The following is a 14,496-nucleotide window of genomic DNA, read 5'->3' on the forward strand; positions in this document are numbered from 1 at the left end:
TCTCAGTAACCCTTTTCGAAATCCACTTGATAATTTAATGAAAATCCATCGCGCCAGCGTAGATAGTTGTCAGCAAAAATCTCGATGACTTGCTCGGGAAAACTCAGCGCAGCAATGTGTGGAGTGATGGTGACTTGCGGTAGTTTCCAAAACGGATGCTCTACCGATAACGGTTCTTGCTCAAACACATCCAAGAAAGCGTGTTCTACCCAACGGTTTTTCAGAGCGAAGAGCAACCCTGTCTCATCCAGTACGTCGCCACGACCTACGTTAAATAATAACGCCTGATTTAGTTGGCTGAGCGTTTGACGATTAAGTAACTGTCGCGTCTCAGGTGTACTTGGTAGAGTATTCACAACGATGTCGGCTTGCTCAAATGCCTTACTTAGTTCATTGATATGAAAGGTCTGATGAAACTCGCCGCCTGAAGTCGGGATACCTGTGCGGTTAATACCGATAGTTTTTATCCCCATTGCTTTAGCGGCGTTGCCCAGATAGCCCCCAATGCTACCGGTACCAAGAATTACCATGGTTTTACTTTGTAATGACGTGTACAGGTGAGGCTGCCATTGTTTGTTTTGTTGTTGCTGGTGGTATCGGGCAAAGTGGCGGTAATGGGCAATACTGTAACCCAAAACATATTCAGCAATCAGCGGACCAAAGATGCCTCGAACGTTAGTTAGAGTATAGTCCTGACGAAGGCTAGGGGATGTTAAGGCGTTGACACCAGCAAACGTGGATTGCACCCATTCAAGCTGTGAAAATTCGTCTAAGCTTTGTGATAGTAAGGGTGGATCCGCTAGTACGATCTGAGCGGCTTCTGGTTGGTCGGTGAGGCAAAGATCGGGCAGATTTTTCTCTGCCAGTAACGTTTTGTAGGTGTCGCGATGCTCTGAGAGCAGGAAAATCTGATTTGAATGCGGCATTAACTTTTTTCCCTGTGATGAATCAAGTACACTTTCGCTGTTTTTTTCTTCAATGATTGAGTGACTATGCTTAAGAATCCTCTTCAGGTTCGTTTAGAAAAACTAGAACCTTGGCAACAAATTACCTTTATGGCGTGTCTGTGTGAACGCATGTATCCAAACTATGCGATGTTTTGTGAGAATACAGAATTTGCTGACCCGCGTGCTTACCGAGCGATTCTTGATAGTGTATGGGAAATTTTGACAGTTAAGAACGCGAAAATTAACTTCGAACGTCAATTGGAGAAGTTAGAAGAGTTGTTCCCAAGTGCGGATGAGTTCGATTTTTACGGCGTTTACCCAGCGATGGACGCGTGTCAGGGTTTGTCTACGTTACTGCATGGTCTATTGGACCGCGACTACCTTTTCGATTCAATGCTTAAAGTGAGTCAACAGTCGGTACAAACCGTTGCTGATCTAGAGCAAGCACAAGGCGCAGAGCCAATCACTAACGACAACCAGAAAGAAAACGAAGCCGTATGTGAAGAGTGGGACGTCCAGTGGGCTATCTTCCGTCCGCTGCGTGAAGCGGTAGAACGTGACATCAGCTTGATTAAAGATTTGCGTGAAGAGCTACGTGAAGAAGGTGTGAGCAACATCGGTATTGCACTTTAATCGTTGAATAAATAGAAAAAGGCATCCTAACTGGATGCCTTTTTTGTTTGTGCGTTTAAGCTGTTATACCTAATGCTGATTACGATTCTTTCGAGTCGGATTTCGGTGGCTCTTGAGCTTCTGGCTCTTTATCCTGCTTCTCCGGCTCATTATCTTCTTCATCGTCATCGCGGCTTTCGATTACGCCGTGCATTTCTTTCCAGCTTTCCCAGCGTTGGTAAGCCAGCTCCTGCATGTCAGTGCTTTTATCTGCTTCGTCGATGATCTCCTCGCCTACGAGGTGTTCAAAAATATCTTCCAACGTTACCAAACCTAGCACGGTACCGTATTCATCAACAACAAGTGCCAGCTGTAAGCGATGAGTCATCATCTGGTCGAATACTTTAGGTAAAGTGGTATTGTTTAGCACCACTTGAATTGGGCGCATGATTGCTCCCAACTGTTTCTGTCCACAACCTGATTGTTGTAGTTTGAACAACTCAAGGCGATGCACAAAACCTATGATGTTATCTTTCTGTTCGCTGTAAACCAATGGGCGTGAGAAAGGCGTATCTTTGTGTTTTTCTAGGAACTCATTGATGGTCATTGTGGCATCGACACGGAATACTACTGGTCGTGGCGTCATAACCTGCGTTACGGGTACATCTTGGATGCCAAGCAAGTTGCTTAAGATTTTTGATTCACCCTCGGCAAATTCACCGCTTTCACGTGCCAGAATCGCCATTGCAGACAGCTCATCACGCATCTTTGGAGCTTCGTGGTTACGAGCAAGACGCTTGGTGATTTGCTCTGAGAACCAAACAAAGGGTGTAAGCGCCCATACCATCCAACGCAATGCGACCGCGGCAGTGGGTGCCAACTGGCGCCAGTAGGTCGCGCCAATCGTCTTCGGTACGATTTCTGAAAGCACTAAGATCGCCAATGTCAGCACTGCCGAAAAGATACCTAATGCTTCGCTACCAAATACAACCGCAGCTTGTGCACCAGCAGTGGCCGCGCCGATCGTGTGAGCGATGGTGTTTAAAGTCAGAATAGATGCCAGTGGTCGGTCGATATCTGATTTCAGCTTAGCCAATTGCCCAGCTGCGGGATGCCCCTGTTGATTGAGCTGCGCAATGTAGCTCGGACTGATACTCAGCAGTACCGCCTCCAGCACCGAACAGATAAACGAAATGCCGATTGCAATAGAGATATAAATGGATAACAGCAGCATAGTTGCCCTTGAATGTAGTTTGATAGTGGTTATTTGCAGCTATTATAACCGCAAAAGTGACTTATAAATTGGTCCAAATACCTTGGAAAGCAAGGGTTTTCAGGGGGTATGTGGTAACAAATTGTGAGTTATTACTCATATTATGGCTAAAAGTACGTCAGAAAATCGAAAGATCGCTTACAAACCTTTGCCAGATGGGGCATTTATGTTTTAGAGTGAGACGAATTCGATAACCTATGAGAAGGGAAACCTAATGAACAAGACCCAATTAATCGACTTTATCGCAGAGAAAGCAGACCTATCAAAAGCACAAGCAAAAGCTGCTCTTGAAGCGACTCTTGATGGTGTAACTGGCGCACTTAAAGAGGGTGACCAAGTTCAACTAATTGGTTTTGGTACATTCAAAGTAAACCACCGCGCTGCACGTACTGGTCGTAACCCTAAGACTGGTGACGAGATTCAAATCGCAGCAGCTAACGTACCAGCATTCGTAGCAGGTAAAGCGCTGAAAGAATCAGTAAACTAAGTTAGAATGCACCGAGGTATCCTGCCTCGGTGCAATTTCATGAAAAAACATCTACTCACTTCACTTCTCCTATCTAGCCTTACCCTTTTTGGCTGTTCATCGGTTGAAACTCCTAATTTAGAACAATTCACGCATTTTTCTGGTGGTAAAGTTGCGGGAGATGCTAGCAGCTTGTACTGGATGACAGAGAAACTCACTCGTGTGAGTACGGCGGCTGATTATGTGACTATGGGGGACAATGGTTGGTTCAAGAGTGATTATCGCTGGGATGAAGGTGAGTTGCGAGAGTTGATTCGAAAAGGCGAGCAAGTTGATACCAAACAAGAGTTGGTGCCTTTTCAAATCCACATCCGTTTCAATAAAGATGGCGAAGCGGTTTACCAACAATATCGTGTTAACCGTAAAGTCTTACCACTCCAGCATGACCAATTAGAGCGCTACAAAGCAGAAGCGAATGACGTAGTGGCATCGGTTAAGGCGCAGTCTCGTAACAATCAGAGCCTTATTCAAGGTTATTGGAATGGTCAATCGTTTGAAACCTGCAAAGGTAAGGTGTTCTCGACACTCGAGTTTAATCAGACGCTGCCAAAATTTATTATCGAGCGTCTCTCATCGGTAGACAGTTATGTGGCTTTTGTCGGCAAGCAGTCACGAAACAAAGCAATGGTCGATGAACTGTTGATGCTCAATGACGATGACTTTGATTGTGTTTCTCGGCCAAAGTTGATCTCTGAATAAACATTGCTTCGAATTCTGTCGAACAAGAACAATAAAAAAAGGCGCTGAGTGCGCCTTTTGTTTTTTAGCCAACTTATGTTGTTTTTATTTTTCTTGCTCACGTGCAATTGCACGGTAGCCGATGTCGTTGCGATGGAACATGCCATCCCAACGGATCTGTTTTGCAAGCTCGTAAGCACGCTGCTGCGCTTCTGATACACTGTTGCCAAGTGCGGTTGCACAAAGAACACGACCACCGTTTGTCACGATGTCGCCATCTTTGTTATCTGTACCAGCATGGAAGACTTTTTCGCCTTCAATTTCAACTTGTGGCAGACCCGAAATAACGTCGCCTTTGTTGTACGCTGCTGGATAACCACCGGCTGCTAGCACGATACCAATCGATGCTCGTGGATCCCACTTCGATTCCGCTTGATCCAGTTTCTCGTCGATTGCCGCTAGGCACAGATCAACAAGATCCGATTCCATGCGCATCATGATAGGTTGTGTCTCAGGATCACCGAAGCGGCAGTTGTACTCGATTACTTTCGGAGTGCCGTCTTTGTCGATCATCAGACCCGCGTATAGGAAACCAGTGTAAGGGTTACCTTCAGAGGCCATGCCACGTACTGTTGGGTAAATCACTTCTTCCATGATGCGGTTGTGGATTTCCTGTGTTACCACTGGAGCTGGAGAGTATGCTCCCATGCCACCGGTGTTAGGACCAGTATCTTTGTCGCCTACGCGTTTGTGGTCTTGGCTGGTGGCCATTGGCAGAACGTTCTCACCATCCACCATCACGATGAAGCTTGCTTCTTCACCATCTAGGAACTCTTCGATAACGACACGACTACCAGCATCACCAAATGCGTTGCCTGCTAGCATGTCTTTGATTGCGTCCTCAGCTTCTTCTAGCGTCATTGCCACAATCACGCCTTTACCAGCTGCAAGGCCGTCGGCTTTCACCACGATCGGTGCACCTTGCTCACGCACGTAAGCCAGTGCAGGCTCGATTTCAGTGAAATTCGCGTAGGCACCCGTTGGAATTTGGTGACGAGCAAGGAAGTCTTTGGTAAACGCTTTAGAGCCTTCAAGCTGCGCTGCGGCTTGGGTCGGGCCGAATATTGGCAAACCTGCTTCGCGGAAAGCATCAACCACACCAATAACCAATGGTGCTTCTGGGCCAACGATAGTCAGTTCAATCGCCTTCTCTTTGGCGAAAGCAACAAGGCCAGCGATGTCTTCTACATCGATGTTTACGTTCTCTAGTTTTGGCTCTAGTGCTGTACCTGCGTTGCCTGGTGCAACGAAGATAGTCTCAACATTTGGGTTTTGCGCTGCTTTCCAGCCTAGCGCATGTTCACGACCGCCTGAACCAATGATTAAAACTCGCATATGAAAATCCTTAATCTTATAAATACCGTTTGCTCAAACTCAGATATTTCGCAAAGACCTGAGTATGGCCTCTCTAATTCAATGGGACGAGGACAAGGCGACAAGTGAACTTATTCCTATGAGCATAGTATGCTATGTGATTAGGATAAGTGAACGCCGTCAACGCAGTTATCGTCCCAGTGAAGACGAGAGGATTAGTGGCGGAAGTGACGCATACCGGTAAAGATCATCGCCATGCCGTGTTCGTCTGCTGCTGCGATAACTTCGTCATCACGCATAGAACCACCAGGTTGGATAACACACTTGATGCCTGCTTCTGCAGCCGCGTCGATACCGTCACGGAATGGGAAGAATGCATCTGATGCCATTACACAACCTTCAACCTGTAGACCTTCGTCTGCAGCTTTGATGCCTGCGATTTTCGCAGAGTAAACGCGGCTCATTTGGCCAGCGCCTACACCGATAGTCATGTCGCCTTTCGAGTAAACGATCGCGTTAGATTTCACGTATTTCGCTACTTTCCAGCAGAACAGTGCATCTTTCAGCTCTTCTTCTGTTGGCTGGCGCTTAGAAACCACTTTTAGGTCGTCTAGGCTTACCATGCCTTGGTCACGGTCTTGAACCAGTAGACCGCCATTCACGCGTTTCACGTCAAAGCCAGTTGTCTTAGTTGTCCATTTGCCACACTCAAGTAGACGCACGTTTTTCTTCGCTGCAACCACTTCAATCGCTTCAGCAGAAACTGAAGGTGCGATGATCACTTCAACGAATTGACGCTCAACAATAGCGGCTGCTGTTTCAGCATCTAGCTCTTGGTTGAATGCAATGATGCCGCCGAATGCAGATGTTGGGTCAGTTTGGTAAGCGCGGTTGTACGCTTCTAGAATGTCTTTACCTAGAGCTACACCACATGGGTTTGCGTGTTTTACGATCACACATGCTGGCTCGTTGAACTCTTTCACACATTCAAGTGCTGCGTCAGTGTCTGCGATGTTGTTGTAAGAGAGGGCTTTACCTTGGATTTGGCGAGCAGTAGAAACAGATGCTTCTTGTGGGTTTGCTTCAACGTAGAATGCGGCTGCTTGGTGGCTGTTCTCACCGTAGCGCATGTCTTGCTTCTTCTCGAATTGCTGGTTGAAAGTACGTGGGAATTTAGACTCTTCATCACCTTCTTTGTTCTCACCGTAAGATGGAACCATAGTGCCGAAGTAGTTTGCGATCATGCCGTCGTAAGAAGCCGTGTGTTCGAATGCTGCGATAGCTAGGTCGAAACGAGTTTCGAGAGTGAGAGATTTGTCGTTTGCGTCCATCTCTGCAATTACGCGGCCGTAATCACCTGCGTTAACAACGATAGTCACGTCTTTGTGGTTTTTCGCTGCAGAACGAACCATTGTTGGGCCGCCGATATCGATGTTTTCAACCGCGTCGGCCAGTGTACAGCCTTCTTTGGCAACGGTTTCTGCGAATGGGTATAGGTTTACGACAACCATATCGATAGGGTTGATGCCGTGCTTTTCCATCACGTCATCATCTTGGCCACGACGACCAAGCACACCACCGTGAACTTTTGGGTGAAGCGTTTTAACGCGGCCGTCCATCATTTCTGGGAAACCAGTGTAGTCAGAGACTTCGGTTACGGCGATGCCTTGTTCGGCAAGTAGGCGAGCTGTACCACCAGTAGATAGGATATCGACACCGCGCTCAGCAAGAGCTTGCGCAAACTCAACAATACCTGTTTTGTCTGATACGCTGATAAGCGCACGGCGAATAGGACGAGCGTTATTCATGCTTCCATTTTCCTCAAATTCACGGAGTTAAAGATGTTTGCCAAAAATGAACTTGTTTTTACCTCTTGGGGTAAAATATTGGCCAGTTTTGGTAAAGACCTTTGCAGGGTGTTTTCTGGTTAGAAAACAGTCTCCACATTTGATGGCGCGTATTCTAACCAATTTATTACAAAAAAGCTCGCGCAATCGTTTGGCATCTCAAAAATAATTGCAAAAAAGTCGTTCTTTAGCTTTAAAAGTAACGAGATAGTTAATAGGGGAAGTTATGTTTCAGATAGGTGAACTGGCAAAACGTTGTGGTGTGACTGCCGATACATTGCGTTTCTACGAGAAAAACGCGCTAATAAAACCCGCAGGACGAAGTGAGTCAGGCTACCGCTTGTATGATGAAGAGAATCAAAAGCAGGTGCACTTTATCCTCAAAGGTAAAGATCTTGGCTTGAGTCTGGATGAAATTAAAGACCTGTTAGAAATTAAGTTAGAAGCAACAGAACACAGCTGTGCAGAGGTAAAAGCCATTACTTCTGCTAAGTTAGAGCTGATTGATGGGAAAATTAACGAGCTGACGAAAATTCGCCGAGCGTTAAAGAAGATTAATGATGCTTGTTGTGGTCATACAGACGATGACGCCACACATTGCTCTATCCTTGCAGCACTTGAGTAGTCTCATTCTTGAATCACTTAACTTAAGTTTGCATTTTTGGCGACTTGCTTTTCTAGGTACACGCTGCTTTCCCACCTATAATCTTGCCTTTAGTTACTTGTAGGAATCGACCATTGTCTGATTCCTACCGTAACGCTGTCTGTAGATACGAGAGTTTTCATACATGGTTGGAGTCTATTTTCAAATCAATGACTGGGTTTTGAGCGTTGATGAAAATAAGCTGTATCGACAAGATAGGGAAGTTACTGTTGAGCCACGCTTAATTAATCTTTTGCACTTCTTAGCGGAGCATGCGAATGAGGTGTTCAACCGCGAGGAATTGATTCAGTACGTTTGGGCTGGAGCGATTGTGACCGATCAAGTGGTGACTCAATCCATCTTTGAGTTGCGTAAGCTACTACGTGACGGTCGAGAGGAAAATACCAACTACGTTATCACGGTGCCCAAGCGTGGCTATAAGCTGGTAGCGAACGTGGTTACTATGACGCATGAAGAGTTTGTCACAAGTCGGCAAAATGAAGAGATCCCACCTTCGGTTGAAGAATCGGAAGAGGATTGTCTACCTATAGCACCAGCCGTTACCTTTCCTGCCGGTCCTCTAACTCGCGCGGTCTGCGAGATGTCAAAAGAGAAAAAAGCACCTCAGAGCAAAAACAAAATCAGTCCTTGGCGATTGGGAATTATGAACTTCATCTGGATCAGTATGTTGGTCGTAGTGATGGGCGTGTTTACCTACAAGCAATCGGAAGTGCGTATTACCCAAGCCATCGATACCCATCTGATTGAGTTCAAGTTTCAAGATAATTTTACGAATGAAGGATTAAGCTACGATTTGGCAGACGGATTCGCTCAAAAGTTGATGTCCGACATTGCTCAAGTCAGTGATTACCGAGTCATGCTAAAGAAGGCGTCGTTTACTTCTGGCATTGTGCCTGGTAAATCGGTTGTGGTACGAGTTCGTGAGAATGACGGTGGCAGCTTTTTAGAGGTGGAATATCGCAATAACTCATCTGAAAAAGTGTTGTTTAGTCGTCAATACGCGTTAACCAGTAGTCATTTAAAGACAGTGCTTCAACAAGCGTCGTTGGATTTGATGCAAGTGCTGAAAGTATCGGATGCTAAATTGAAATCTACGATGCTGGTGGCGGGAATGCCAATGAATCCCGACGCGTTGGAGTTGTTTGTTCAGGCTAACCATTACCTTAATGTCTCTGATACTAAACAATTCCGCCAAGGTATCGACTTGATGGAAAACATTTTAGAAATCGAGCCGGATAATGCTTACGTTCAAGCTGAGTTGTTGATTGCTTACCATGTACAAAAGGCACTTGATTTCTCACAGGAGTTGAAGAAAGGGCGAATGCAGCAGCTCAGTGAAGCACTAGAGACTAATGTGCAAATGATGGTGGGGCCAATTCAACCGCGAATTTATGAAGCTTTAGCACTGCACGAAACCATCATTGGTGACATGGCGTTAGCCAAGCGGCATCTCGGACAGGCATTGAGGTTACGTGATTCAGTGCTTTCCTATGTGATTCGCGGTAAGCACGCCGAATTGGATGGTGATCTGGATTTAGCCAGTGAGTCTTACAGTGAAGCTTTCTATATTGATACGTCGGTTGAGACGTACCTGCTGTGCGAAAACTTGGTCTTCCCAAGTAACATGAAGGCGATTGATTACGCCATGTATCGCGCCGTTCACCCTTCTGTCGTTCGAATGCTTTAATTCTCTCGGACTCAACGTCAGTCTAATGCTAGCCCCTCATTTCGGTGAGGGGCTTTTTTGTCGCTGTCGAAAAGTGAAAAGGGTGAGGCGGTGAGGCGGTGGGGCAATGACTTACGAAGGAGCTAACAACGCAAGCTTGCAACGGGAATACATACCCGCTTTGCTTCTCTATCTCTATCTCTATCTCTATCTCTATTGATTGTATGAAGTGTCTGGCTGAGTTATGTGGCGAGAATGATTTTGATGCTTTCTTGCAGGCGAGATGAATATTGATGTGGGTCAAAAAGCGCTATCAGGGAGAGATTTATGGAATCAACACTTCAGGGAATTAACCCTTCGGGATGGGGAAGTTGATAGAGGTTGATAACTTTTATCGCGATGACCAACGAGTTGATGAGAGTTTATCTATCGGTAGAAGGTTTGATGTTTTTCTTATAACTAAATGAATAATATGGTTTTATATTTTTGTGTTTATCATGTTTACCTCAACTTGATGTTGATTAACTAATCATTTTATTGATAACCCCAAGTTTATTTTTTTCCCAGTTTTTGGGCGTAGTCTTCACTTCGAAATTTAGCGAGGTCGAGCAGGTTCTTCCTCATAGCATCTCGCTAATAACCATTCAGTTTGAGTCATGTTGACTCGAGTAGAATAGATTTGGAGATGTTATGTCATCGAATGCGAAAAAAATCGGCCTTATTGCCTGTACGGGTGTCGTAGCCGGTAACATGATGGGTAGTGGTATCGCACTATTACCTTCTAGTCTTGCCTCTGTAGGCTCTGTTTCAATCTTCAGTTGGCTGATCTGTTTGGCCGGTGCACTGAGTCTGGCGTTTGTTTACGCTCGTCTGGCAACCAAAAACCCACAAGAAGGTGGTCCTATCGCTTATGCTGGCGAAGTGTCTCCGGTATTTGGTTTCCAAACGGGCGTTCTTTATTACCACGCGAACTGGATTGGTAACCTGGCTATTGCCATTACAGGTGTTTCTTACCTTTCAGTATTCTTCCCTGTGCTTAATAACCCAATCCCAGCAGGTATTGCGACGATTGCATCGGTATGGATCTTCACTTTCGTCAACCTACTTGGTGGTAGCTGGGTAAGCCGTCTATGTACGTTTGGTCTAGTTCTTATCCTTATCCCAGTTGTTGGTACAGCCGCATTTGGTTGGACGCACTTCGATACTGCGCTTTACAGCCAAAACTGGAACGTATCAGCAGGCACTGACAGCCACGCGGTAGTAACAGCGGTTCTTATCTGTCTATGGTCATTCGTAGGTGTGGAATCAGCAGCGGTATCGACTGGTATGGTAGAAACCCCTAAACGTACTGTACCACTAGCAACTATGTTGGGTACTGGTATCGCAGGTGTGATTTACATCCTATCAACTCAAATGATCAGCGGCATGTTCCCAGCGTCAGAAGTTGCGGCATCAGGTGCGCCATTTGCATTAGCAACCACTGAGCTATTCGGTAGCTGGACAGCACCATTCGTATCAGCATTCACAGCGCTAGCATGTTTCACTTCGCTAGGTTCTTGGATGATGCTAGTAGGTGAAGCAGGTAAACGTGCAGCAAACGACGGCAACTTCCCTAAAATCTACGGCGAAACTGACAAAAACGGTGTGCCTAAGAAAGGTCTAATCCTTGCGTCAATCAAGATGACTGCACTGATGGTTGTACTGATGTTCTTCAGCTCTAAAACAGCACACGCATCAGACCTGTTCAACCAGCTAACGACTGACGCAGTTCTACTAACTATGCTGCCTTACTTCTACTCGAGCATTAACTTGATTCGCTTCGAAGGTATGACAACACGCAACGGCTTCGTAATGCTGTTCTCTGGTGTGGCTTGTCTGTTCTGCTTCATCGCACTAGCGGGTGCAGAGGGCGGTACGCTAACAGCAACCTTCATCGTTTCTCTAGTTATCTTGATGTTCTACAGCAAAAAAGCAGGTCTTGCTCAGTACGTGAAAATGCACGCTGACGACATGCCTGCCCAAGCAAGCAACTAATCCCCAAAACGCTGGCACTAAGGTGCCAGCCCATAAAACCCAAATTCACGCGGCGCTCACCTTACTCATTGCCTGTAAATGGCAAAGAGCGCCCTCATTCGCCTTGGAGATGTCCAAATGAATATATTCGCTATCTTGAACCACATGGGTGTGTTCTTTAAAGAAGAGCCAGTTCGTCAACTTCACGCAGCTCTTGAGAAAGCGGGCTACGAAGTGGTTTACCCAGTAGATGATAAAGACTTGATCAAAATGATTGAGATGAACCCACGCATTTGCGGTGTGCTGTTCGACTGGGATAAATACTCACTAGAGCTATGTGAACGTATCAGCCAAATCAACGAAAAACTGCCTGTTCACGCATTTGCTAACGAACAGTCTACTCTAGACATTTCACTAACAGACCTACGTCTAAACGTGAGCTTCTTCGAGTACGCTTTAGGTATGGCTGACGACATCGCTATCAAAATCAACCAAGCGACTGAGGCATACAAAGATGCCATTATGCCTCCATTCACTAAAGCGTTATTCAAATACGTAGAAGAAGGTAAATACACCTTCTGTACTCCAGGTCACATGGGCGGTACTGCATTCCAGAAAAGCCCTGCTGGTAGCATCTTCTACGATTTTTACGGTCCAAACACATTCAAAGCGGACGTATCAATCTCAATGCCTGAACTAGGTTCTCTACTAGACCACTCAGGTCCACATAAAGATGCAGAAGAATACATCGCACGTACATTCAATGCCGACAGCTCGTACATCGTAACTAACGGTACGTCTACATCGAACAAAATCGTTGGTATGTACTCAGCACCTGCTGGCAGCACAGTACTGATTGACCGTAACTGTCACAAATCTCTGACTCACCTAATGATGATGAGCGACGTGACACCAATCTACTTCCGCCCAACTCGTAACGCATACGGCATCCTTGGTGGTATTCCACAAAGCGAATTCAGCCGCGATGTCATTGCAGAGAAAGTGGCGAAAACACCAGGTGCAATAGCACCAACTTACGCAGTAGTGACTAACTCAACTTACGATGGCTTGCTGTACAACACACAATTCATCAAAGAGTCGCTAGATTGTAAACACATCCACTTCGACAGTGCTTGGGTGCCTTACACTAACTTCAACCCAATTTACGAAGGTAAATGTGGTATGAGTGGTGAAGCGATGCCAGGCAAAGTGTTCTACGAAACACAATCAACACACAAACTGTTGGCTGCGTTCTCACAAGCTTCAATGATTCATGTGAAAGGCGACTTTGATAAAGAATCTTTCAACGAAGCATTCATGATGCACACTTCAACTTCACCTCAGTACGGCATTGTTGCTTCTACTGAAACTGCAGCGGCAATGATGCGCGGCAACACTGGTAAGAAGTTGATGCAAGACTCTATCGATCGCGCAATCCGCTTCCGTAAAGAGATCAAACGTCTAGAAGCAGAAAGCGACAGCTGGTTCTTCGATGTATGGCAACCAGAAAACATCGATACCACGGAATGTTGGAAACTAGACCCTAGCGACACATGGCACGGCTTCAAGAACATGGATGACAACCACATGTATCTTGACCCAATCAAAGTAACGCTACTGACTCCGGGGATGAATAAAGAAGGCGAACTAGAAGAATCAGGTATTCCTGCTTCGCTGGTGGCTAAATTCCTAGACGAGCGCGGCATCGTGGTAGAGAAAACAGGTCCATACAACTTGTTGTTCCTATTCTCAATCGGTATCGACAAATCAAAAGCAATGCAATTGCTACGCGGCCTAACTGAATTTAAACGTGGCTACGACTTGAACCTAACCATCAAGAGCTTCCTACCTTCACTATACAACGAAGACCCAAGCTTCTATGAAGGCATGCGTGTTCAAGAACTAGCACAAGCGATTCATGACCTAACTAAGAAATACAACCTACCTGAGCTAATGTACAAAGCGTTCGATGTACTTCCAGAAATGAAAGTAACACCACACGCAGCATGGCAAGAAGAGCTTCGTGGCAACATCGAAGAAATCAAACTGGAAGAAATGGTTGGCCGCGTAAGTGCGAACATGATCCTTCCTTACCCTCCAGGTGTGCCACTAGTACTTCCTGGTGAAATGGTGACTCAAGAGTCTCGCCCTGTGCTGGACTTCCTAGAGATGCTTTGTGAGATCGGTGCGCATTACCCAGGTTTCGAAACCGACATCCACGGTCTATACCAACAAAAAGATGGTAGCTACACCGTAAAAGTATTGAAGAACTAAGTTCCTCTCGAAGATGACGCCATTGGGAATGCAAGCATGCTCCACTCTTACGAGCTCAATGCGTCATCGAACAATAACGACATTTAGATATACCCCTAACTAATCTGTCGTAAAGAGAAGGGCAAGGATGCTCTGATCTTTTCTTCTATATATAGAAGAAACACTTTTCCAAGACTTCACCTGAAGTACCCCAAATAAAAAGCAAAGACCAAAGAGCAGTTCGTCATCGTTCTGCTCTTTTTTTTCGTCTTTATATAGGTAGAGAGAGAAAAAAGAACCAAGAGAGATAAGATCAGCAATCAAAATCACAAAGAAATCGGCGATCTTTTAATGCAGAAGTCAGGTGTTTCATCATGAAAATATCCTCTGCAACCCGAAATATTAGACAAGATCGTTGAGTATCTATGCAGAATGCTTGTTATTTGTGCGGTTGAAAGTTTTTTTGCAAAAAACGCTTGTGCTAATTTCTCAACCCCCTATACTGCGCATCCACCGACACGGAGTGAGACGAAAGTCACACAGCGAGTCGGGAAGAGAGAAAAAAGAATTTGAAAAAAATGCTTGACTCTCTCACGGTGTGAAGTAAGATACGCACCCCTAACGACGAGCAACTAAGTTGCTG

Annotated in this window: 11 protein-coding genes; 7 read left to right on the top strand and 4 right to left on the bottom strand. The window is 45.6% G+C overall.

The window, feature by feature from the left end:
• Window positions 1-2: 2 nt before the first annotated feature.
• Window positions 3-926: a D-2-hydroxyacid dehydrogenase gene (locus tag R7F64_RS23030; RefSeq protein ID WP_047102536.1), complete on the bottom strand. Its 924-nt coding sequence runs from the start codon at window positions 924-926 to the stop codon at window positions 3-5.
• Between the two features lie 66 nt (window positions 927-992).
• Here R7F64_RS23030 and R7F64_RS23035 point away from each other — a divergent pair, with 66 nt between their 5' ends.
• Window positions 993-1,580, top strand: a complete 588-nt coding sequence (locus R7F64_RS23035) for a YjaG family protein (protein ID WP_005382520.1) — start codon at window positions 993-995, stop codon at window positions 1,578-1,580.
• 79 nt (window positions 1,581-1,659) lie between these two features.
• Here the strand turns inward: R7F64_RS23035 and R7F64_RS23040 are convergent, their stop codons facing one another.
• A complete protein-coding gene (locus R7F64_RS23040) occupies window positions 1,660-2,793 on the bottom strand; it encodes a hemolysin family protein (protein ID WP_017821795.1) in 1,134 nt (377 codons plus the stop codon).
• 253 nt (window positions 2,794-3,046) lie between these two features.
• Here R7F64_RS23040 and hupA point away from each other — a divergent pair, with 253 nt between their 5' ends.
• Both hupA and R7F64_RS23050 read left to right on the top strand, forming a co-directional pair.
• Window positions 3,047-3,319, top strand: a complete 273-nt coding sequence (hupA, locus tag R7F64_RS23045; RefSeq protein ID WP_005382524.1) for a nucleoid-associated protein HU-alpha — start codon at window positions 3,047-3,049, stop codon at window positions 3,317-3,319.
• 39 nt (window positions 3,320-3,358) lie between these two features.
• A complete protein-coding gene (locus R7F64_RS23050; protein ID WP_053307544.1) occupies window positions 3,359-4,057 on the top strand; it encodes a DUF1481 domain-containing protein in 699 nt (232 codons plus the stop codon).
• Window positions 4,058-4,141: 84 nt separating this feature from the next.
• Here R7F64_RS23050 and purD read toward each other — a convergent pair whose 3' ends face one another.
• Window positions 4,142-5,431, bottom strand: a complete 1,290-nt coding sequence (gene purD, locus R7F64_RS23055) for a phosphoribosylamine--glycine ligase (RefSeq protein WP_206955037.1) — start codon at window positions 5,429-5,431, stop codon at window positions 4,142-4,144.
• A gap of 194 nt (window positions 5,432-5,625) precedes the next feature.
• Window positions 5,626-7,218 (bottom strand): bifunctional phosphoribosylaminoimidazolecarboxamide formyltransferase/IMP cyclohydrolase, encoded by a 1,593-nt coding sequence (purH, locus tag R7F64_RS23060; protein ID WP_047102532.1) that lies wholly within the window; start codon window positions 7,216-7,218, stop codon window positions 5,626-5,628.
• A 265-nt stretch (window positions 7,219-7,483) separates the two neighbouring features.
• Here purH and zntR point away from each other — a divergent pair, with 265 nt between their 5' ends.
• The 4 genes from zntR to R7F64_RS23080 all read left to right on the top strand — a co-directional run bounded on the left by zntR (window position 7,484) and on the right by R7F64_RS23080 (window position 13,874).
• On the top strand, window positions 7,484-7,882 hold the full coding sequence (gene zntR / locus R7F64_RS23065; RefSeq protein WP_005382529.1) for a Zn(2+)-responsive transcriptional regulator: 399 nt from the start codon (window positions 7,484-7,486) through the stop codon (window positions 7,880-7,882).
• A gap of 163 nt (window positions 7,883-8,045) precedes the next feature.
• On the top strand, window positions 8,046-9,608 hold the full coding sequence (gene cadC, locus R7F64_RS23070) for a lysine decarboxylation/transport transcriptional activator CadC (protein WP_258624177.1): 1,563 nt from the start codon (window positions 8,046-8,048) through the stop codon (window positions 9,606-9,608).
• Window positions 9,609-10,277: 669 nt separating this feature from the next.
• Window positions 10,278-11,621, top strand: a complete 1,344-nt coding sequence (gene cadB / locus R7F64_RS23075) for a cadaverine/lysine antiporter (protein ID WP_258666950.1) — start codon at window positions 10,278-10,280, stop codon at window positions 11,619-11,621.
• A gap of 117 nt (window positions 11,622-11,738) precedes the next feature.
• Entirely contained in the window at window positions 11,739-13,874 is a 2,136-nt protein-coding gene (locus tag R7F64_RS23080; protein ID WP_047102530.1) for a lysine decarboxylase CadA, read from the top strand.
• Window positions 13,875-14,496 lie beyond the last annotated feature (622 nt).

It is taken from the genome of Vibrio sp. Vb1980 (genome assembly GCF_033338615.1).
Classification (GTDB): domain Bacteria; phylum Pseudomonadota; class Gammaproteobacteria; order Enterobacterales; family Vibrionaceae; genus Vibrio; species Vibrio alginolyticus.

Coding starts and splice junctions, on each gene's coding strand:
- R7F64_RS23030 (WP_047102536.1), bottom strand. CDS start 926: ATGCCGCATTCAAATCAGATTTTCCTGCTCTCAGAGCATCGCGACACC.
- R7F64_RS23035 (WP_005382520.1), top strand. CDS start 993: ATGCTTAAGAATCCTCTTCAGGTTCGTTTAGAAAAACTAGAACCTTGG.
- R7F64_RS23040 (WP_017821795.1), bottom strand. CDS start 2,793: ATGCTGCTGTTATCCATTTATATCTCTATTGCAATCGGCATTTCGTTT.
- hupA (WP_005382524.1), top strand. CDS start 3,047: ATGAACAAGACCCAATTAATCGACTTTATCGCAGAGAAAGCAGACCTA.
- R7F64_RS23050 (WP_053307544.1), top strand. CDS start 3,359: ATGAAAAAACATCTACTCACTTCACTTCTCCTATCTAGCCTTACCCTT.
- purD (WP_206955037.1), bottom strand. CDS start 5,431: ATGCGAGTTTTAATCATTGGTTCAGGCGGTCGTGAACATGCGCTAGGC.
- purH (WP_047102532.1), bottom strand. CDS start 7,218: ATGAATAACGCTCGTCCTATTCGCCGTGCGCTTATCAGCGTATCAGAC.
- zntR (WP_005382529.1), top strand. CDS start 7,484: ATGTTTCAGATAGGTGAACTGGCAAAACGTTGTGGTGTGACTGCCGAT.
- cadC (WP_258624177.1), top strand. CDS start 8,046: ATGGTTGGAGTCTATTTTCAAATCAATGACTGGGTTTTGAGCGTTGAT.
- cadB (WP_258666950.1), top strand. CDS start 10,278: ATGTCATCGAATGCGAAAAAAATCGGCCTTATTGCCTGTACGGGTGTC.
- R7F64_RS23080 (WP_047102530.1), top strand. CDS start 11,739: ATGAATATATTCGCTATCTTGAACCACATGGGTGTGTTCTTTAAAGAA.